The organism is Flavobacterium sp. FlaQc-30, from assembly GCF_044005885.1.
Classification (GTDB): domain Bacteria; phylum Bacteroidota; class Bacteroidia; order Flavobacteriales; family Flavobacteriaceae; genus Flavobacterium.
The window spans coordinates 1-222 of the sequence record NZ_JBIPCO010000066.1; the positions used below are offsets into that span (position 1 = coordinate 1).

The window sequence follows — 222 nt, forward strand, 5'->3', positions numbered from 1 at the left end:
GAGGCAATGTAGTAAGTCCAGCGACTTTAGTGAGTACAGCTGCCGCTACAAGAACATTATACGGACAGACATCAAACGGCAGTTGTTCAAGTTTAACAAGAACGGCTGTTGTATTAACCATCAATGCTGCTCCTGCAGCACCGACAGCTCCAGTTAACGTAACGGTATGTGAGACAGGTTCATCACAGACTCTAACGGCTACCGCTACAGTACCATCAGGAT

1 protein-coding gene is annotated in these 222 nt (G+C 46.8%); it reads left to right on the forward strand.

The features are described 5' to 3' along the window. Positions 1-222, forward strand: a 222-nt coding sequence (locus tag ACHRV0_RS21770) for a hypothetical protein (protein ID WP_395442544.1), incomplete at both ends; no start/stop codon positions are given.